The organism is Dokdonella sp., from assembly GCF_017744955.1.
GTDB lineage: Bacteria > Pseudomonadota > Gammaproteobacteria > Xanthomonadales > Rhodanobacteraceae > Dokdonella_A.
Window position 1 is genome coordinate 95139 of sequence record NZ_JAGIAG010000006.1, and the last position, 19331, is coordinate 114469.

General features: G+C 69.3%; 14 protein-coding genes. 5 read left to right on the forward strand and 9 right to left on the reverse strand.

Annotated elements, in window-relative coordinates; translation table 11 throughout:
• Positions 1-350 precede the first annotated feature (350 nt).
• Positions 351-2339 (reverse strand): SDR family oxidoreductase, encoded by a 1989-nt coding sequence (locus J7520_RS13690; RefSeq protein ID WP_291189206.1) that lies wholly within the window; start codon positions 2337-2339, stop codon positions 351-353.
• Positions 2340-2468: 129 nt separating this feature from the next.
• Between J7520_RS13690 and J7520_RS13695 the strand changes: the two genes are divergently transcribed.
• On the forward strand, positions 2469-2726 hold the full coding sequence (locus tag J7520_RS13695) for an acyl-CoA-binding protein (RefSeq protein ID WP_291189208.1): 258 nt from the start codon (positions 2469-2471) through the stop codon (positions 2724-2726).
• A gap of 38 nt (positions 2727-2764) precedes the next feature.
• Entirely contained in the window at positions 2765-3397 is a 633-nt protein-coding gene (locus J7520_RS13700) for a TetR/AcrR family transcriptional regulator (protein WP_291189210.1), read from the forward strand.
• A 37-nt stretch (positions 3398-3434) separates the two neighbouring features.
• Here J7520_RS13700 and J7520_RS13705 read toward each other — a convergent pair whose 3' ends face one another.
• The 8 genes from J7520_RS13705 to J7520_RS13740 all read right to left on the reverse strand — a co-directional run bounded on the left by J7520_RS13705 (position 3435) and on the right by J7520_RS13740 (position 15381).
• Positions 3435-4898, reverse strand: coding sequence for a hypothetical protein (locus tag J7520_RS13705; protein ID WP_291189212.1), 1464 nt, complete (start codon positions 4896-4898; stop codon positions 3435-3437).
• A 191-nt stretch (positions 4899-5089) separates the two neighbouring features.
• A complete protein-coding gene (locus tag J7520_RS13710) occupies positions 5090-7531 on the reverse strand; it encodes a GEVED domain-containing protein (RefSeq protein ID WP_291189214.1) in 2442 nt (813 codons plus the stop codon).
• A gap of 57 nt (positions 7532-7588) precedes the next feature.
• Entirely contained in the window at positions 7589-9025 is a 1437-nt protein-coding gene (locus tag J7520_RS13715) for a hypothetical protein (protein WP_291189216.1), read from the reverse strand.
• 360 nt (positions 9026-9385) lie between these two features.
• On the reverse strand, positions 9386-10144 hold the full coding sequence (gene zipA / locus J7520_RS13720) for a cell division protein ZipA (protein WP_291189577.1): 759 nt from the start codon (positions 10142-10144) through the stop codon (positions 9386-9388).
• Between the two features lie 30 nt (positions 10145-10174).
• On the reverse strand, positions 10175-13675 hold the full coding sequence (gene smc, locus J7520_RS13725) for a chromosome segregation protein SMC (protein ID WP_291189218.1): 3501 nt from the start codon (positions 13673-13675) through the stop codon (positions 10175-10177).
• 193 nt (positions 13676-13868) lie between these two features.
• Entirely contained in the window at positions 13869-14816 is a 948-nt protein-coding gene (locus J7520_RS13730) for a peptidyl-prolyl cis-trans isomerase (protein ID WP_291189221.1), read from the reverse strand.
• A complete protein-coding gene (locus J7520_RS13735; protein ID WP_291189223.1) occupies positions 14816-15085 on the reverse strand; it encodes a BolA family protein in 270 nt (89 codons plus the stop codon). Before J7520_RS13735 ends, J7520_RS13730 begins: the two co-directional genes overlap by 1 nt.
• Complete coding sequence (locus J7520_RS13740; protein WP_291189224.1) at positions 15082-15381, reverse strand: YciI family protein; 300 nt, start codon at positions 15379-15381, stop codon at positions 15082-15084. The genes J7520_RS13735 and J7520_RS13740 overlap by 4 nt, the downstream gene beginning before the upstream one ends.
• 366 nt (positions 15382-15747) lie before the next feature.
• Here J7520_RS13740 and J7520_RS13745 point away from each other — a divergent pair, with 366 nt between their 5' ends.
• The 3 genes from J7520_RS13745 (at position 15748) to rluB (ending at position 19237) form a co-directional block, all read left to right on the forward strand.
• Entirely contained in the window at positions 15748-16596 is an 849-nt protein-coding gene (locus J7520_RS13745) for a ScpA family protein (protein WP_291189226.1), read from the forward strand.
• A gap of 215 nt (positions 16597-16811) precedes the next feature.
• Positions 16812-17768, forward strand: a complete 957-nt coding sequence (gene scpB / locus J7520_RS13750; RefSeq protein WP_291189228.1) for an SMC-Scp complex subunit ScpB — start codon at positions 16812-16814, stop codon at positions 17766-17768.
• On the forward strand, positions 17765-19237 hold the full coding sequence (gene rluB, locus J7520_RS13755) for a 23S rRNA pseudouridine(2605) synthase RluB (protein WP_291189229.1): 1473 nt from the start codon (positions 17765-17767) through the stop codon (positions 19235-19237). The genes scpB and rluB overlap by 4 nt, the downstream gene beginning before the upstream one ends.
• Positions 19238-19331 lie beyond the last annotated feature (94 nt).

Genomic DNA, 19331 nt, shown 5'->3' on the forward strand with positions numbered 1-19331 from the left:
GAGTGAGGTGCGACGGGTGCGGGCGGATTTGGGGTGGAGTTCGAGGGGGTTCTTCGACTTCGATGCAAGGCGCGTTACAAGCCGTCCCTGGCGCTCTCCCGCTCGGCTTCCTGCCTCGCCCTCAGCCGCCAGAGGGCGCCTTCGACCGCTCGGCTTCCTGCCTCGCCCTCAGCCGCCGGAGGGCGGCTTCGACCGCTCGCCATCCATGGCTCGCCAGAAAAAGCGCATGCGATGTTGACTTCGTTCGAGGGCGCGTTACAAGCCATCCATGGCGCTCTCCCGCTCGCCATCCATGGCTCGCCAGAAAAAGCGCATGCGATGCCTGAGGGCATCGCATGAGCGCGCTTTTTCTACCAATGCACTCCCCGCATCAATGCGGCGAAGGCGACCTGTTCGCTGGTCGGCTCCTCCAACTCCGCCCTACCCTTCATGCCCTTCGACGCGGCCGAGTCGGGGAACAGGCGGAACGCCGTGTTCATGACGATCTCGTACACGCGCGGCGCCAGCGCGTAGAACACTTGGGCGAAGATGCCCAGGCGCGTGGCGATGCGTACCGGACGCTCGACGATCGCCTCGACGATGATGTCGGCGGCCTCGTCCGGCGACAGCGTCGGCACCGATTCGTACATCTTGGTCGGCGCGATCATCGGCGTCTTCACCAGCGGCATGTTGATCGTGGTGAAGCTGACGCCGTTGTCGGAGAACTCCGCCTGCGCGCAGCGCGAGAACGCGTCGAGCGCGGCCTTCGAGGCGACGTAGGCGGAGAAGCGCGGCGAGTTGGTCAAGACGCCGATCGAGGAGATGTTGATGATGTGGCCGCGATGGCGCTCGGTCATCTTCGGCAGGAAGCCCATGATCAGCCGCAGCGCGCCGAAGTAGTTCAGCTGCATCGTGCGTTCGAAGTCGTGGAAGCGGTCATAGCTGGCGCCGATCGCGCGGCGGATCGAGCGGCCGGCGTTGTTGACCAGCACGTCGACGTGGCCGTGATCGGCGAGCACGTCGACGACGAACTGGTCGCACGAGGCGAGGTCGGCCAGGTCCACCTGGTAGGTGTGGCAGATGCCGCCGGCGGCTTCGACTTCCTTCTTCGTCTCGGCCAACTCCTCGGCGCCGCGCGCGCAGATCACCAGCTTGGCGCCGGCCGCGGCGATCTTCATCGCGGCGGCCTTGCCGATGCCGGACGAGCCGCCGGTGACGACCACGACCTTGTTCTTCACCTTGCCGCCGAGCGAATGGTCGACGAACAGGTCCGGATCGAGGTGGCGCTCCCAGTAGTCCCACAAGCGCCAGGCGTAGGTTTCGAGCTTGGGCAGCTTGATCTTGGAGCCCTTCAGCGCGCGCTCGGTCTCGCGGCTGTCGAAGCGCGTCGGGTAGTTGATGAACTTCATCACCGACGACGGAATGCCGAGATCGCGCAGCAGCACGCCGACCACGCGCTTGACCGGCGGCAGGCTGCCGAGCGCCGCGCGCACGCTGGCCGGGATGAAGCCGAACATGCGCGCGTCGAGGCGCATCGTCATCTGCGGCGCGTGGCCGGCGCGCGCGAACAGGTTCAGCACCTCGCCGATGCGGCGCGGCGCCGGGTCGGTCAGGTGGAAGGTGTGGCCGTCCAGCGACGGCTTGTGCGCGATGTGGTCGAGCGCGGCGGCGACCCAGTCCACCGGCACCAGGTTGATGCGTCCGCCCTCGAGACCGATCGTCGGCATCCACGGCGGCAGCGCCTGGCGCATTTTCTTGATCAGGCGAAAGAAGTAGTACGGCCCGTCGATCTTGTCGATCACGCCGCTGCGCGAATCGCCGATCACGATGCCGGGGCGGTAGATACGGTACGGCCGCGCGTACTGCTTGCGCACCAGCCCTTCGGAATCGTGCTTGGTGCGGAAATACGGATGGTCCAGCTCCTCCGCCTCGTCGAACATGTCTTCGCGAAACACGCCCGGATAGAGTCCGGCCGCGGCGATCGAACTGACGTGGTGGAAGCAGCCGGCCTTGATCGCGTCGGCGAATTCGAGCGCGTGGCGCGTGCCTTCGACGTTGGCGACGACCTGGCTCTCCTCGCTCGCGGCGAGGTCGTACAGCGCGGCGAGATGGAAGAAATGCTTGACCTTGCCGGCCAGTGCGCGCTGCGTCGCCGGCGCGACACCGAGCTTAGGCTTGGACAGGTCGCCGAGCACGGCGATCAGACGCTTGTCGTCGACACCGAGCTGTTCGCGCAATTCTTCGAACTTCGCCAGCGACTCCTTGCGCACCAGGCAATGGATCGTGCCCATGCGCTCGATCAGCCGCTCGAGCAGATGCCGCCCGATGAAACCGGTCGCCCCGGTGACGAAGTAAGTCATGCGCATCCTCCCTTCTCGTTGTGCGGCCAAGCATAGACCCGGACAGCCGAAGCTGGCTACGCCGAGCACGTCGCCGCCGCGTGTTGTAAGCTCGGCTTCCGCAACGCGCGCAGCGCTTGGTGAGTATCCATGTCCGATCTCAAAGCCCGATTCGAAAAAGCCGCGGAAGACGTCAAGCAACTCTCCGAACGCCCCGACAACGACACGCTGCTCAAGCTCTACGCGCTGTACAAGCAGGGATCGGATGGCGACGTCTCCGGACCCAAGCCCGGCTTCTTCGATTTCGTCGGCACCGCCAAGTACGAGGCCTGGGCCAAGCTGAAGGGCACCAAGGCCGAGGACGCGCAGCAGAAGTATGTGGACCTGGTGAACAAGCTCGGCGGCTGACTCCGCCCACGCACGTTCCCGTCGCAGCGCCGCCGCGCATGGCCCGGCACACCCGCGAGCGCATCCTCGACACCAGCCTGGCGATGTTCAACGCGCAAGGCGAGCCGAACGTCAGCACCAATCACATCGCCGACGAGCTCGGCATCAGTCCGGGCAACCTCTACTACCACTTCCGCAACAAGGACGACATCGTCGAGCACTTGTTCGCGCGCTACGAAGTGCGCCTCGACGAAGCCCTGCTGCTGCCCGAGGGCCGCGCGCCGGATCTCGAGGACATCTGGCTGCAATTGCATCTGGTGTTCGAGTCGCTGCGCCAGTACCGCTTCGTCTATCGCGACCTGGTCGACATCCTCGCGCGCAACCGCAAGCTGAAGCTGCGCTTCGCGCGCATCATGGCGCGCGCCGAGGCGAGCACCGCCACGCTGTTGCGCGGTCTCGTCGACGCCGGCGCGATGAGCGCCAGCGGCGCCGAGATACAGGCATTGGCCGAGAACGTGCTGCTGGTGGCGACGTTCTGGATGAGCTTCGCCGCGGTGCGCGGCGGCAAGACCGAGGCCGGCGAAGCCGACCTCAATCGCGGCATCTATCAGGTGATGATGCTGCTCGCGCCGTTCCTGCGCGCGGCCGAGCGTGCGCATCTGAACTCGCTCGCGCGAGCCTACGCGCACTGAGGCTGCGGCGCCGCAGCCCCCGGCGCGACGCCTTCCGCTATCGGGCGCACGCTCCGCTTTCGCCGTCCTCGAATCCGCTGCAGAAGATGCCGTCGTCCGAGCCGGTCGCGTAGACGTACACCGCGCCCTGGAACGGGTTGTCGCCGATCGCCGCGCCGATCGAACCGACCAGGGCGACACCTTCGTCGAGCGCGCCCGACCAGCCGTAGAACGACGTCGCCGCACCGTCGCCGGCGACGAGCTTCGTCCCCGCGCTCCAGGCGCCGCCGCTGCGCGCATGGACGTAGGCGGCGCCCTGCGCGCTGTTCTCGCCGACCGCCGCGAACGGCGCGCCGATCAGCACGGTGTCGCCGCGCAAGGCGATCGAATAACCGAAGTTGTCGCTGGCCGCACCGTCCGCCGCGACGAGCTTGCCGCTGCGGACCCAGTTGCCACCCGCACCGTCGAACACGTAGGCGGCGCCCTGCCCTTCGTTGCCGTCGATCGTCGCGCCGATCGCGCTGATCACGGCGGTGCCGCCGGACAATCCGATCGCCGTGCCGAAGCGGTCGCTGGCGGCGCCGTCGTCGGCGACGAGTTTCTGCGCTTCGCTCCAGGTGTTTCCGGATCGGGTGAGCACGTAGACCGCGCCCTGGTCCGTGTTCTCGCCGATCGTGGCGGACAGAGCGCCGATCAGCGCCGTCGAGCCCTCGAAGGCCAGCGCCACGCCGTAGAGATCGTCCGGGGCGGCGTCGCCAGCGAGCAGCTTCTGCGTCTGCGTCCAGCCGCTGCCGGAGGATTGGAACACGTAGGCGGCGCCCTGGCGGTCGTTCACGAACGGCGCGCCGATGATCGCGGTGTCGCCTTCGACTTTGAGCGCGTAACCGAAATCGTCCGACTCCATGCCGTCGTCGGCGACCAACTTCTGCGCCTCGCTCCAGCTGCCGCCGGACCGGTCGAACACGTACGCCGCGCCCTGGTCCACGTTGCCGCCGATCGTCGCGCGGATCGCGCCGACCAGCATCGTCGTCCCGTCCACCGAGACCGAGGCGCCGAAATTCTCGCCGCCGACGCCGTCGCTGGCGACGAGCTTCTGCACCTGGGTCCAGAGGCCGTCGACCTTGGCGTACACGTAGACCGCCCCCTGGCGCGCATGGCCTTCCACGCTCGCGAACGGTGCGCCGACGTAGACGGCGTCGCCGGCGACCGTGATGGTCCAGCCGAACTGCTCCATCATCGTGCCGTCGTCGGCGACGACCTTCTGCCGTTCCAGCCACGACGGCGCACCGAAAACCCGGGTGCCGTTCGTGGCGGCCGACAAGACGTCGTCGATGCCGCGAAACGACGGCTCGAACGTTCGTGCAGCCGAGTGCGCCGGCCGCGTGGTGACGGAATGCAGCAGCGGCGCGCCGCCGCCGTCGAAGGCGAACGCCGGCGACGCCAGCACGGCCGCGCCGATACTTAAGGAAAGTCGCCGCGCGCGGATCCGGTCCGCTTCGAGCCGGTTGACGAGTCTTGCCATGAGCCGATCCCCTTGGTGGGTACGAAATGGTGTATGCGCCGCGGTGTGGCGCTCCGCTCCGGTTTCTCGCCGCGTCATCGCGGGCGGAGCCGGTCGCGATGGAGCCTGCGCCGCGACACGCAGGCCCGCATTCGCTTCGCGTTCACGACGCGTTTCCATCGCGTTGCAGACAGCGCGGCGTAGCGAGCGCGCTACTGGCGCGGCGACGGTGCGGGATGCGCACCGCCGCAGACGCCGCTCTCGCCGTCCTCGAAGCCGCTGCAGAAGATGCCGTCCACCACCGGCGTCGCCACGATCAGGCTGTAGTCCTCGGCCTGGCCGTAGCCGAAGGTGCTGCAGGCATTGGCCGGCTCGCCGAAGTTCTTCGTCACGCGCAGGCGCGTGGTGCCGGGCGCGGCGGAGGCCGGCACCAGGATCTGCGCACGTACCTGCTGACCGTCGCTGCCGTCCGAATTGACCAGCGTGCCGATGTCGTAGGCCTCGCCGGGATCGGCGAAGGAGTGGTTGCCGTTCCAGTCGACGTAGGCGGTGACGAAGGTCTCGAAGTTGCCGCCGGTATTGCCTTCCACCGTCATGGTCAGCGAATCGCCGGGCGCCACGCGGGTGCTGACCATGGTGAAGTCCTCGATCGCCGGCGAAGCGCCGATCTCGGCGCTGGACGCCTGGTCGACGTCGCCGAACACGACGCGGCTGATCGGATCGACCTCGCCCGGGAAGTCGATGCGGCAGTACGGCTCGGGGAAGGTGTAGCCGATCTTCAGCTCCGCGCTGGCATGGAACGGACTGTCGCCGAGGTCGGTCTTCAATGCGCCGATCGGAATCTCGTTGGTGTAGCGGCCCTCGATCGCCGACTGCACGTCGACCTCGATCGCGCACGAGCCGTTGCCCGGAATCTTCGCGCCCGCGGCCAGCGACACCGCGCCGCTGCCGGCGGCTGCGGTCAACGTGCCGTCCGCGCAGGTCGTGCTCGCGTTCGGCGCGTCGGCGACGACGACGCCGACCGGGAACGTGTCGGTGAACGTCGCCGTCAGCGCCGCGACCGTTTCCTGCGGATTGGCCAGCGTGAGAGTCAGGCGGCTCGGCACGCCGGCCGGCACCACCGACGGCGCGAACTGCTTGACGACGGTCGGCGCGGTATTCGGCGTGACCGTCAGCGTGTAGTCCTCGGCCTGGCCGAAGTTGTCGCTGTAGCACGCGTCCACCGCCGGGAAGCTCTCCTGGTCGCGCACGATGCGCAGGCGCGTCGTGCCCGGCAGCGCGTCGGCCGGGATCGCGATCTGTGCCGTCGCCGGCTGGCCGACCTCGTTCGCGTCGACCAGCGAACCGATCGCGTAGGCTTCGCCGTAGTCGAAGAAATCGCCGTCCTGGTTCCAGTCGACGTAGGCCGAGACGATGTGGCCGTAGGTGTCGCCGGTGGTGCCCTCCACGCGCATCGCGTAGGTGCCGCCCGGCACCACGTCGCCGACGAAGGCGGTGAAGTCTTCCAGCGGCGGCGAGCCGTCGATGGTCGCGTCGCTGGCGTGGTCGATGCCGGCGAAGGCGAGGTGCGTGATCGGCTCCACCGCCCATAGGAACGGAAGGTCGCAATACGGCTGCGGGAACAGATAGCCGACCTGCAAGGTGGCCTCGGCCGGATTGAGGTTGCTGCCGTGGTCGGTCGCCAGCGCGCCGGCGGCGATCGTGTTCGGATGACGGCCGCGCACGGACGAAGTGACGTCGACCGCGACCTCGCAGGTACCGGCCGCGGGAATCTGCGCGCCGGACAGGAGGCGCACGCTCGCCGCGCCGGCGTCGGCCGTCCAGGTGCCGCCGCAGCTCGTCGTCGCGTTCGGCTCCGCGGCGACGAAGACGCCGGCCGGCAACGCGTCGATCAGGTCCGCGCTCAGCACCGCCGGCGTCGGCTGGCTGATGTTGCGCAGTTGGACGTGCAGCCGGCTGGTTTCGCCCGGCTGGATCAGCTCGGGTTCGAACCGTTGCGTCAGCGCCGGCGCGACCGGACCGAGCAAGCCGCCGACCGCACGGATGAACAAGGTTTTGTAGCCGGGGAATTCGGCGGCGATCGGATGCCAGCCGTTGCCGTCGTGCCGGTCGTAGCCGCTGGCGTCGGCCGGACCGTCGGAATCGACGGCGATGTCGACGAAGCCGCCGCCGGCCGGCGTCGACGGCAGTCGCGCGCCGACGTAGACGCTGCCGCTGTCGATGTTCAACGCCAGCGGCGTCAGGTCGAAACGGAAGAAGCTCGGGGTCGTTCCCGACTGGTCGCCGATCGGCGCCGCGGTCGCGGCGAGGCGGCCGAGTTCGGTGCCCGGCATGCCGTCGACGCCGTCGTCGTCCCAGACCACGATCTCGAAATCGAGCGAGGACAGGCCGCTGCTCTGGAAGAAATCGAAGCAGGCCGCCGAGAACGTCGCCGGATAGCTCGCCGGGGTGAATTTCTCGGCGAACTCCCAGGTGTGCGCGACCCACACCGTCAACGAATAACCGGTGTCCACGGTGTCGTCGTCGTGGACGACGATGCCGGGCGTCGCGTTGTCGCAAGCGCCGGCGCCGGGCGCGACGGTCGCCGCGTGCGCCGCCGGCGTGGTGCCGAAAAGCAAGCCGAGCGCCGCCAGCGCCGATGTCAATCGACTCATCGAAATCTCTCCAGAGGAAGTGAGCGCCGCGCCGTGCGCGCGGCGTCCGATGCGGGGTCAGTCGGAATCGAACCCGTTCGCGAACAGGCGATCGGTCGGCGCGAGCGTGTTGAGCAGGCGCATGACGGCGAGATCGCCGAGACTCCAGTCGGGCGTGCGCAGGCTGCGGCCGGCGAGGATGATGCGGCCGTCGTGCTGCAGCGCGATCGCGCCGAGGTCGCTGTTGACGCCGGTCGGCGCCACGTCGGCGAGCACCACGCCGGCATCGGCGAACGCCGTGTCGAGCCGGCCGTCGGCGCTCGCGCGCACCGCGTAGAACAGTTGCTTGTGGTCGCCCTCGACGTAGTAGGTCGCGCCGACCAGCAGCTTGCCGTCGTCCTGCACGACCAGCGCGGTCGGCGTCATCGTCTGCGCGTCGGGCGCCGGCTGCGGCTTGAAGTAGCCGGGCGTGGCGGCGTCGCCGAAGCTCTCGTCGGTGCTGCCGTCGGCGGCGAGCATGCCGAGCACGAGGCTGGTCTGGTTCTCGCCGGAGGTGTGGTAGCCGGCGAACGCGATGCGTCCGTCCGGCATCGGCGCGATGCGGGAGATCGAGTTGACGGTCGACGCGTCGGTCGGATCGTGGAACACGCGCCAGCCGGTGCCGGCGAAGCCGGGATCGAAGCGTCCGGCCGAGTCGAGCCGCGCGACCGCGTAGTCATAACCGTAGTGCTCCCACTCGCCGGGAATCTCGTAGTAGCCGGCGACCACGACGCCGTCGTCCGGCGTCACCGCGAGCGTGTGGAGTTCGCCCCACAGGCCTGCGCCGCCGGACCACGGAATGAGGGTGACGCCGCCGTCGCCGAAGGTCTCGTCCAGACCGCCTTCCGGATGCAGGCGCACGACCGCGCTGGTCACCAGCGTGCCTTCGACCTGCTCGCCGGCGGCGAGCACGCGGCCCTTGCCGTCGATGCCGATCGAATGCAGGCGAAGCAGGTCGCGCATCGCGGCGACGCCGCCCACGCCGAAGCCGGCGTCCAGTTGCCCGTCGGGGCCGACCTTGGCGACGAAACCGCGCGGGATGTAGTCGCCGTAGGCGTTGCCGACCATCAGGACCGAGCCGTCGGCCAGGCGCTCGATCGCCTGCACCTCCTGCATGCGCTGGCCGTCCACCACGCTCGGCAGCACGAACAGGCCGGGAATGGCGCTGTTGCCGAAACCCGAATCCACGCTGCCGTCGGCGTTCAACTGCACCAGCATGCCGCGAATCTCCGGTTGATACGGCCGTTCGCCGGTCTTGTAGCGCGAGCCGGCGAACAGCAGCTTGCCGTCGGGCAGCTCGATCGCCGCAGTCGGCGAGAAGGAAATCGCTTCGACCTGATCGGGCACCAGATAGGCGATGCCGGCGTCGCCGAAGCCGGTATCGGGCGAGCCGTCGAGCGCGAAGACGGACGAGCAGAACAAGCCGGCGCACAGCGCGATCGTGCGCGAACGAAGCAGACTCCACCTCACGAACATGAGACCCCCAGCGATCGGAACGGACGACGCAGCCTGCGACCGGCGCGCGGGAACGCGCATTCCTGTCGTGCTAATGCCTCATCAAAGGCGCGTCTGATTCTCGTCAATGCGGGATCAAGCGCCGGCCGGCGGTGACGAAAAGATGTTCGTCGTCGCCGCGAACGCAGGCATCCAGGTCGCCCGCGTCCCGGCGCAAGAAAGATCAAAATGGAATTTGCTGCGCGCATGCCGGCTGCGGCGTCGCCGCGTCCGCGGTCGCGCGGACGACAGCTTTCGGCGCTACGGGATCACGGCCGGGCGAACGACCTCATGCCGTCTGGAAATAAGCGAGTGCCGGCGCGAACGGAGGCCGGCGGCGAATCATCGTCCGGGCCGGATCTGATTGCGTTCCTGCTGGCGGTCCCACGCGCGCAGTTCGTCGCGCAGGTGCGCGATGCGCTGGCGGCCGAGCGCGTTGCGGCCCTCGTCGAGCACCTGCGCATCGAGCAGCTCGGCCAGGCGTTGTGCGGCCGGCAGCAGCATCTCCCAGGCGTCCAGCGCCGGCAGCGGGCCCGGCAGGGTCATGAACAGGGTCACGCCGGGCGTGCGCACGGTGTCGAGCTGGGTCATGTCGAAGCTGCCCGGCTTGACCATGTTGGCCATGCTGAACACCGGACCGTCGGCGTTCCTGCCGAGCACCAGGCGGTGGAAGATGCCCATGTCGCCGAACTGCAGGCCCGCCTTCTCGGCGGCGACGACGACGTCCGAGCCGGCCAGCGTCTCGCCCGCGCGCGCGGCGACGTAGAGGGTGACGATGCGCTCGATCTGCCGGTCGGACGGACGCGCACCGACGTTCGAGCGCGCCGGCGCGCGCGCGGCGCCGTCTTCGGCGACGGCCGAGCCGAGGCGTTCGAGTTCGGCGCGCAGCGAGACGTCGAGTTCGCCCTGCTCCGGCGAGCCTTGCGGTGCATCGGGATCGCCGAAGACCGGCTCGATGCGCTCGCCGCCGGCAGCCGGCGCCTTGACCGCGCGGCGCTCGCCCTGCTCCGGCCGCTTGGGCTTTCCGAACACGTAGATCAACAGCAGCGCGAGTGCGCCGAGGACGATGAGCGGGATGCCGACTGCGGGGTTCCAGTTCATCATGCTTGCGTCGCTCCGATGTCGTCGTCGTTATGCCGCGCCGGCGAGCTTGGCCGCTTCGGCCAGATCGACCTGGACCAGCCGCGACACGCCCGGCTCGCGCATGGTAACGCCACACAGCTGCCGCGCGGCCTCCATCGTCGCCTTGTTGTGGGTGACGAAGATGAACTGCACGTGCTCGCTCATCTCCGACACCATCGCCGAGAAGCGGCCGACGTTGGCCTCGTCGAGCGGCGCGTCGACCTCGTCGAGCAGGCAGAACGGTGCCGGATTGAGGCGGAAGATCGAGAACACCATCGCCACCGCGGTCATCGCCTTCTCGCCGCCGGACAGCAGCGAGATCGAGCTGACGCGCTTGCCCGGCGGACGCGCCAGGATCGACACGCCGGTCGAGAGCAGATCCTCGCCGGTCAGTTCCAGGTGCGCGTGACCGCCGCCGAACAGGCGCGGGAACAGCTCCTGGAAACCGACGTTGACGCGATCGAAGGTCTCCTTGAAGCGCGCGCGCGTCTCCTTGTCGATCTTGCGGATCGCGCCTTCCAGCGTCTCCAGCGCGGTCGCCAGGTCGGTCAGCTGCGCATCGAGATAGGTCTTGCGCTGCGACTGCTCCTCGTACTCCTGGATCGCCGCCAGGTTGACCGGTTCGAGGCGACGGATCTTCTGTTCGAGTTCGCCGAGGTCGGCCTGCCATTGCGTCGCTTCGGCTTCCGCCGGCAGCGTGTCGAACAAGGCCTGCAGCTCGAAGCCGGCTTCGGCGATCGCCGCGGTCAGCGATTGCGCACGCAGGCGGTGTTCCTGCTCGCGCAGGCGCAGTTCGGCGACTTGTTCGCGATGTTCGTTCAGCGTCTGCTCGAAGCGATGGCGATCCTGCTCCAGCCGGCGCAGCTCCGCGTCCTGCTCCTGCTGCGCCTGGCGCGCCTCGACCATCTGCTTGTCGACCAGCAGGCGCTGGCTGAGGTAGGTCTGCCGCTCGCTTTCCAGGCCCGCCAGCGGATCGCTGCCGGTGGCGAGACGCGCCGCGATCTCGCCGCGTCGCGTCTCGAACTGCGCCAGCTGCACGTGCATGCGTTGCAGCGACTGCTCCAGCGCGGTCACCGCCGCGCGGCGCGATTCGATCGACAGCGCCAGCTGGTGCGCCGCTTCGCGCGCCTCGCGCGAATTCATGCGCGCTTCCTCGCGCGCTTCCAGCATCTGGCGGCGCTCGCCGTCGAGCATCTGGCGGCGCTGTTCCAAGTCGCCCATGTTCGAGACGGCCACTTCGAGGCGGCCGCGCGCCTCGTGCGCGAGCGCGCGATCGGCGTCGAGCTTGGCGATCACTTCTTCCAGTTCGCGGTCGACGCGGGCCAGGCGTTCCTGCGCGCTGTCGATGCGGCCGCGCTGGCTCTGCAACTGGCCGCCGACTTCGGCCAGACGGCGATGCGCGGTGTACAGCTCGCGCTGCGCGTCGTCGCGCACGCGCTCGGCCTCGATGCGCTCCTGCTTGCCGCGTTCGAGCGAATCGGCGTGCTGGGCGATTTCCTCTTCCAACTGCGCGATGCGCGCGCCGAGTTCGCGGATCTCGCGCTCGCGCGCGAGCACGCCGACCTGCGCGCTGGCGCCGCGCTGCACGCGCAGGAAGCCGGCACCGAGCCATTCCCCCTGCGGCGTGACCGCCGACTCGCCCGGCGCCAGCGCGGCGATGCGCGCACGCGCCGCGTCGAGCGAATCGACCGCGTGCACGCGCGCCAGCAGCGCGCGCGCGGCGGCGGGACCGGTGACGCGCGCGGCCAGGGAACCATCGGGAACCTGTCCGCCGCCGGCGGACGCCATCAGGGTCAGGTCGCTGTCGCCGAGCGCGCCGAGTTCGCCGGCCTGCGCCGCCGGATCGTCGATCAGCACCGCTTCGAGCCAGCCGTCGAGCACGGTTTCGACCGCGCGCTCCCAGCCGGCCTCGACCTGCAACGCCTCGCCGAGCCGCTTGGCGCCGCCGAAACCGAGCAGCTCGAGCCATTCCTGCACCGCGCCGCCGGCGTCGCCGAGCGCCGCGTGCTGCAGGGCTTCGAGCGAGCCGAGCCGGCCGCGCAGGTTTTCCAGATCGCCGCGGCTCCGGCTCAACGCGGCCTGCGTCGCGCGTTCGAGTTCGAGCGCGGCTTCGGCGGCGTGGCGGCGCTCTTCCAAGGTTTCGGTGTGCGTCTCGACCTGCTCGCGCAGCAAACCGTGTTCACCGTCCAGCGTTTCCAGGGCGCGCGTGAGTTCGTCGATGTTCGCCGCGGCGCGCTCGCTTTCCAGCGCGGTGCGGCGCTGGTCGGACTGCAACGCCTGCTTGTCGAGGTAGTCCAGGCGCGTGCGCTCGACTTCGGCCGCCTGCCCCGCCTGCGAGGTGTCCTGCGAGTGCCGGTCCCACTGCTCCTGCCATTCGGCCAGCCTGGTCTCGGCGAGGCGCAGCGCTTCGATCGCCGCCTCGTCGGCTTCGCGCAGCGTTTCCAGCTGCGGCTCCGATTCGGCCAGCAGCGTGCCGAGTTCCTCGAAGCGCCGGCGATCGTTCTCGATGTGTTCGGCCAGCTCGCCGTGCGCGCGCTCGGTTTCGCGCTGCGCGCGTTCGAGCTGTTCGGCCAGCTCGCGGCTGTGCTGGATCTGCTGCTCGACGCGCGCGATCTCGGCGCCGACGCGATAGACCTCGGCCTGCACCGAGTTCATGTGCTCGACCGCGCTCTGGTGCTTCTCGCGCCCGGTTTCCAGCGCGGCCTCGGTGTGGCGCTGTTCGGCGAGCTGCTGCTCGATCGCCAGCTCCGCCTTGCGCAGGGAACTGGAATGGCCGTCCAACTCGGCCTGCGCCGCGCGCAGGTTCAGCGCCTTGACCTCCGCTTCCTTCTTCTTCTGCTCTTCCTTCAGCGCCTGCCAGCGCTCGGCGGTCCTGGCCTGGCGTTTCAGGTGTTCGAGCTGCTTGTCGACCTCGTCGCGCACGTCGCGCACGCGATCGAGGTTCTCGCGCGTGGACTTGATGCGGCTCTCGGTCTCCTTGCGGCGCTCCTTGTACTTGGAGATGCCGGCCGCCTCCTCCAGATGCCCGCGCAGCTGTTCGGGATCGGCCTCGACGATCTCGCTGATCATGCCCTGCTCGATGATCGAGTAGCTGCGCGGACCCAAGCCCGTGCCGAGGAACAGGTCGGTGATGTCGCGGCGGCGGCAGCGCACGCCGTTGAGGAAATACTGCGACTGGCCGTCGCGGGTGACCACGCGCTTGACCGAGATCTCGTTGTAGCCGGCGTATTCGCCGCCGACCAGGCCGTCGGAGTTGTCGAACAGCAGTTCGACCTGCGCGCTGCCGACCGGCTTGCGCCCGGATGAGCCCGAGAAGATCACGTCGGTCAGCGCGTCGCCGCGCAGGCGGCTGGCCGCGCTCTCGCCCATGACCCAGCGGATCGCGTCGATGATGTTCGACTTGCCGCAACCGTTCGGACCGACCACGCCGGTCATGTTGGTCGGCAGATGCAGGGTGGTCGGATCGACGAAGGACTTGAAGCCGGCCAGTTTGATCGTAGTCAGGCGCATGCGGGAACGGAGTCGGAGAGCGCCGCCGGAAGCGGCGGCGTGAAAGCGAACCGTACGCGCCGTCGGCGCGGGGACGATTCGGGACGGGATGGGCGGGAATCGCGCGCGAGGGCCGTGCGGCCCCCGCGCGGATTGTCCGCAAGCCGGCACCCGTGACGCAACGCCGGCGAACCAAACAAGTGCAACGCGATCGTCAATCCTTGCTCTGCGCCGGTGCCGGCGCCGGCGTGGTCGGTGCCGGCTGCGGCGGCAGCATCGACTTCGGCATCGCGCCGGCCGGCCGGGTGGCGGCCGGCGCGGGAGCCGGGGCCGGGTCGGCCAGCACGATCGTCGCGCCGTCGCGCAGCTTGGCGATGCGCTCCTCGCCGGCGCGCTTGGCCAGGGTGCGCTTGATGCCTTCCTGGACCTGCTCGAACGGCGGCTGCGGGATCTCGCTGACCGAGGTCAGGTGCAGGATCGCCCAGCCCTGCGGCAGCTGCAGCGGCGCCTTGCTGGTTTCGCCGGGCTTGAGTTCGGTCAGCGCGGCCAGCATCGGCGGCGGCATCTGGGTCGAGCGCGCCTTGTTGTAGTTGCGCGCCGAGCGGGCGTCCTTGCGGTAGCTGTCCAGCGTCTGGTCGAACGGCTTGGCGTTGATCGCCGCGGCCGCCTTCTTCGCCGCCGCTTCGTCGGCGTAGATCATCTGGCTGAAGTCGTAGGCCTGGCCGGAGCCCTTGGCGGTCTGCTTGTCGTACTCGGCGCGCACCGCGGCGTCGTCGATGGTGATCGTCTTCTGCATGTGGCGCGTGGCCGCCGACGAAATCGCCTGCAGGCGGCCGAGTTCGACCAGCGAGGCGAAGTCCGGATCGGCAGTGTAGCCCTCCTTCTTCGTCATCTGCTCCAGCAGGACGAAGTCGGTCAGCTGCTTCAGCGCGCGCTCGCGCTGCTGCGGATTGGAAAGATCCATGCCGCGCGCGATCGCGAACGCGTCCAGCAGCCGCTGCGGCACCGCCTCGCCGTTGACCGTGACGACCACCGGCCCGCTCACCGCGGAGGACGGCGCCGGGCCGGCGCCGCTCTGGCCGCCGGAGCAGCCGCCGAGCACGGCCAGCGCGAACGCCGCCAACGACAGACGAATCGAGGTCGTTAGATTTCTGGACTTCATCATTCCTCCTCTGGAGCGCGGGCGTCGATCGCCAGCGCATGGATGTCGGTTTGCATCATTTCGCCGAGCGCGGCGTAGATCGCGCGATGACGCGCCAGCGAGGACTGGCCGCGGAACGCCGCGCTGACCACGCGCACGCGGAAATGGCCGCGGCCGTCGCGCGCGCCCGGATGGCCGACGTGGCGATGGCTCTCGTCCTCCACCTCCAGCGCGGACGGCGCCAGCGCGGCGTCGAGGCGCGTGCGGATCTGCTCGACGCGGGCGTTCACGGCAGCACCTTGCGGAACGGCCGCACCGTCACCTCGCGGTACACGCCGGCGGCGATGTAGGGATCGGCGTCGGCCCAGGCCTGCGCCGCGGCGAGATCGACGAACTCGGCGACGATCAGGCTGCCGCTGAAACCGGCCGGACCGGGGTCCTCGGCGTCGATCGCCGGAAACGGCCCGGCCAGCAGCAACCTTCCCTGCTGCTGCAGCGCCTGCAATCGTTCCAGGTGCGCCGGGCGCGCGGACAGCCTGCGCGCCAGCGAATCGGCAGTGTCGATGCCGGTGATCGCGTACCACATGCGGAGTGCATTCCCTCGGCCAAACCGTAATGGTATCCGATGCGCCGCGCGCTGCGTCCGCCGCCGCGGCCGATCGTGCCGTTGCGCGCCGCCGCGTTTGCCCGTACGCTAGTGGCGAATCGAAAGGCCGCAGTTCCCGCGCGAGACGCCGCGGCGACGTGCCCGCCCTGCCGCAGCCCTTCGAACCTTTGGAACGATTGTGTGCCGCTCCGGATTGCAGGATCCGGGCATTCTTCGTTGCAGGCGTCGCGATCCAGCCGGATCCCTTCCGGCCGCGTCCGACGCACGGCGACCGTCGACAGATCTTCGCATGACCCGCCACGGGGAGCTTGGGGACTTTCCGGGCCGGCGCTCATGGGATCGAGCATGAACCAACCGCTAGAGCAGCCAACGCCAGAATCGCCGAGCAGCGCCTTCGCGCAGGTACCGCAGCAGCAGGAAATCCCGCTCGCGGTCGTGCACGGCCAGCCGCTGCTGGAGATCCCGCAGGATCTGTACATCCCGCCGGATGCGCTCGAGGTCATCCTCGACGCGTTCGAAGGCCCGCTCGACCTCCTGCTGTACCTGATCCGGCGGCAGAACCTGGACATCCTCGACATCCCGATCGCCGAGATCACGCGCCAGTACGTCGACTACATCGAGCTGATGCACGAGATGAAGCTCGAGCTCGCGGCCGAATACCTGGTCATGGCCGCGATCCTGGCCGAGATCAAATCGCGCCTGCTGCTGCCGCGCCCGCCGAGCGAGGACGGCGTCGAGGAGGATCCGCGCGCCGAGCTGGTGCGTCGCCTGCAGGAGTACGAGCGCTTCCGCAAGGCGGCCGAGGACATCGAAGCGATGCCGCGGCAGGAACGCGACTTCGCGCTGGCGCACGTGACGGTCGACGACCGCAACGTGATCCGCCTGCCGCCGCCGGTGGAACTGCGCGAACTGCTGCTGGCGCTGAAGGACGTGATGAAGCGGGCCGAGCTGTACGGCCATCACGCGATCCAGCGCGACGCGTTGAACGTGCGCAGCCGTATGAGCGAAGTGCTGGGCACGCTCGGCGACGGCGAGTTCCACCGCTTCGAGAACCTGTTCGACGCCAGCGAAGGCCGCCACGGCGTGGTCGTCACCTTCCTCGCCATGCTCGAACTGGCGAAGGAGCAGCTGATCGAGATCGTGCAGGAAGAGGCGCTGGCGCCGATCTACGTGAAATCGCTCGCCACGCAGTGACGTTTGCGATCGCCCCGATCGCGAGGACCGAGAAGCGGCCGTCCGCAGCCGCACTTCAAAAGTAGCTTTTGCGATCGTCCCGGATCGCGGCGATCGAGAAGCGGTCGTCCACGACCGCACTTCAAAACAGTGAGTTTCTGCGATCGCCTGCGGTCGCGAGGATCGAAAAGCGGCCGTCCACGGCCGCACTTCCCGAGAAAACAGACAGAACACTGATGGAATTGCATCAACTCAAACGCATCATCGAAGCGGCCCTGCTCGCTTCCGCGCAGCCGCTGACGCTGCCGCAGATCTCCGGCCTGTTCGACGAATTCGCGATGCCGCCGCAGGAAGACCTGGCCAAGGCGATCACCGAGCTGCAGGCCGACGCGGCCGAGCGCGGCGTCGAGCTGGTCGAGGTCGCCTCCGGCTTCCGCTATCAGGTCCGCCAGGACGTGCATCCGTTCGTGTCCAAACTGTGGACCGAACGGCAGACGCGCTACTCGCGCGCACTGCTCGAAACGCTGGCGCTGATCGCCTACCGGCAGCCGATCACGCGCGCCGAGATCGAACAGATCCGCGGCGTGGCGGTGTCGACCAACATCATCCGCACGCTGGAGGAACGCGACTGGGTGCGCGTCGTCGGCTACCGCGACCTGCCCGGCAAGCCGGCCCTGTTCGGCACCACCAAGCAGTTCCTCGACTACTTCAACCTGAAGTCGCTGGACCAGCTGCCGGCGCTGAGCGAGATCCGCGACCTCGACGACGAGCCGCAGCTCGCGCTCGACGGCAACGGCGAGGCGATCCCGGCCAACGTCGCGGTCGAGGAAACCGACGCAGCGGCGAACGACGACGGCGACACCGCCGCCGGCGAGGACGCCGGAACCGCAGCGAGCGGCGAAGCGACGGAAACCGGTGCGGAGGGCGAAGCCGAACCCGAGGCGATCGAAGACGACGCGCCTGCCGAAGCCGAAGCCGCCGCCACCGAAGAAGAAGAAACCTCCACGCAAGCAGGTCCCGACGCGGAAGAAACCGCGGAAGAACACGCCTCCGCGGAACCGAACCCCGAACAACCCGCCGTCGGTCAGACCGACACCGACACCGCCGCCGTCGAAGAAGACGCCGACACCACCACGCGCGCCGAGCCTCCCGCCGGCGCCATCTCCGGCAAGACCACGGAACCCGCCGCATGACCACGCCCGTACGCTCCATCCTGAAACTGAAACGCCCGACCGCCGCCGAAGGCGCGGTAGTGGTCGAGGAACGCCTGCACAAGGTGCTGGCGAACGCCGGCCTCGGCTCGCGCCGCCTGCTCGAACAACGCATCGAAGCCGGCCAGGTGCTGCTCAACGGCAGCGTCGCCACGCTCGGCCAGAGCGTGCGCAGCGGCGACCGCGTCGAAATGGACGGCAAGCGCTTCGTCGTCATCGCCGACAGCGCCGAGCAGGCGCAGGTGCTGCTCTACAACAAGCCCGACGGCGTGGTCGCCACGCGCGACGATCCCGAAGGCCGCCCGACCGTGTTCGAACAGCTGCCGGCGCTGAAGGGCGCGCGCTGGATCGCGGTCGGCCGCCTCGACATCAACACCACCGGCCTGCTGCTGCTGACCACCGACGGCGACCTCGCCAACACCTTGATGCATCCGCGCTCGGAGATCGAACGCGAGTACATCTGCCGCGTGCACGGCGAAGTGCCGGATGAGACGATCGAGCGCCTGCGCATCGGCATCGAGCTCGAAGACGGCCCGGCGCGGTTCGACGAAATCGGCGTGATCAGTCGCGGCAACAGCCATTCCTGGTTCCGCGTGACCCTGCGCGAAGGCCGCAACCGCGAGGTGCGCCGCATGTGGGAAGCGCAGGGCCTGATGGTCAGCCGCCTGAAGCGCATCCGCTACGGCAGCATCGAACTGCCGCGCGGCCTGCTGCGCGGCCGCTACGAGGAACTCGATCCGGCCCAGGTCGCCGAGCTGCGCCAGCGCAGCGGCACGCCGAACCCGGAGCCGCGCCTGACCCTGGCGCCGGTGATCGGCCAGCGCCGCGCCGCGCCGACCGAATTCCGCCCGAGTCCGAAGACGCAGCAGGCCTGGACCGGCGCGCGCAACGAGGAAGCGCGCGAGTTCGCCGCGTTCGACCGCGTGCGCGACGACGGTTGGCGCCCCGGCGCCGGCAAGCCCGGCCGCAAGCAGCGCGGCCAGCCGAACAAGAGCGGCAGCGGCAAGGGTCGCCCCGGCGGCGGCCAGAAGGGTCGGCGTCCGGGCCAGGGACAAGGACAGGGTCAGGGCCAGCCGCGCCAGAACGCCTACAGCGAGCCGGGCCTGAGCCCCGCCGTGCTGCGCAGCTGGTTCCCGGACAGCGCCGGACAGCCCGGCCGCAAGCGTCGCGGCGCCAAGCCCGGCGCCGAAGTCACCTTCCAGGCCGGCCAGTTCCAGCCGCGCCCGGCCAACAACGGGCCGCGCGGACCGCGCAAGGGCCGCGGCGGCGGCTCACCGGGCAATTCGATCCACGACGGCAACACGCAGGGCCCGTACGGGCAGCGCCCGCCGCAGGGCCAGCGTCCGCCGCGCGGCGGTTCGCCCGGCAACTCGATCCACGACGGCAAGCCTGCCGGCGAGCGTCGCCCCGGCGGCGGCAATCGACGCCGCGGACCGCGTCCGCCGCGCTGAACGCGCGTCGCGCCCGAGCGGCGCGACGAGAAACGCCGATCCCGAAAAAGCGCACGGCGGCATCGAAACCGATGCCGCCGGCGAAGTCACAGCA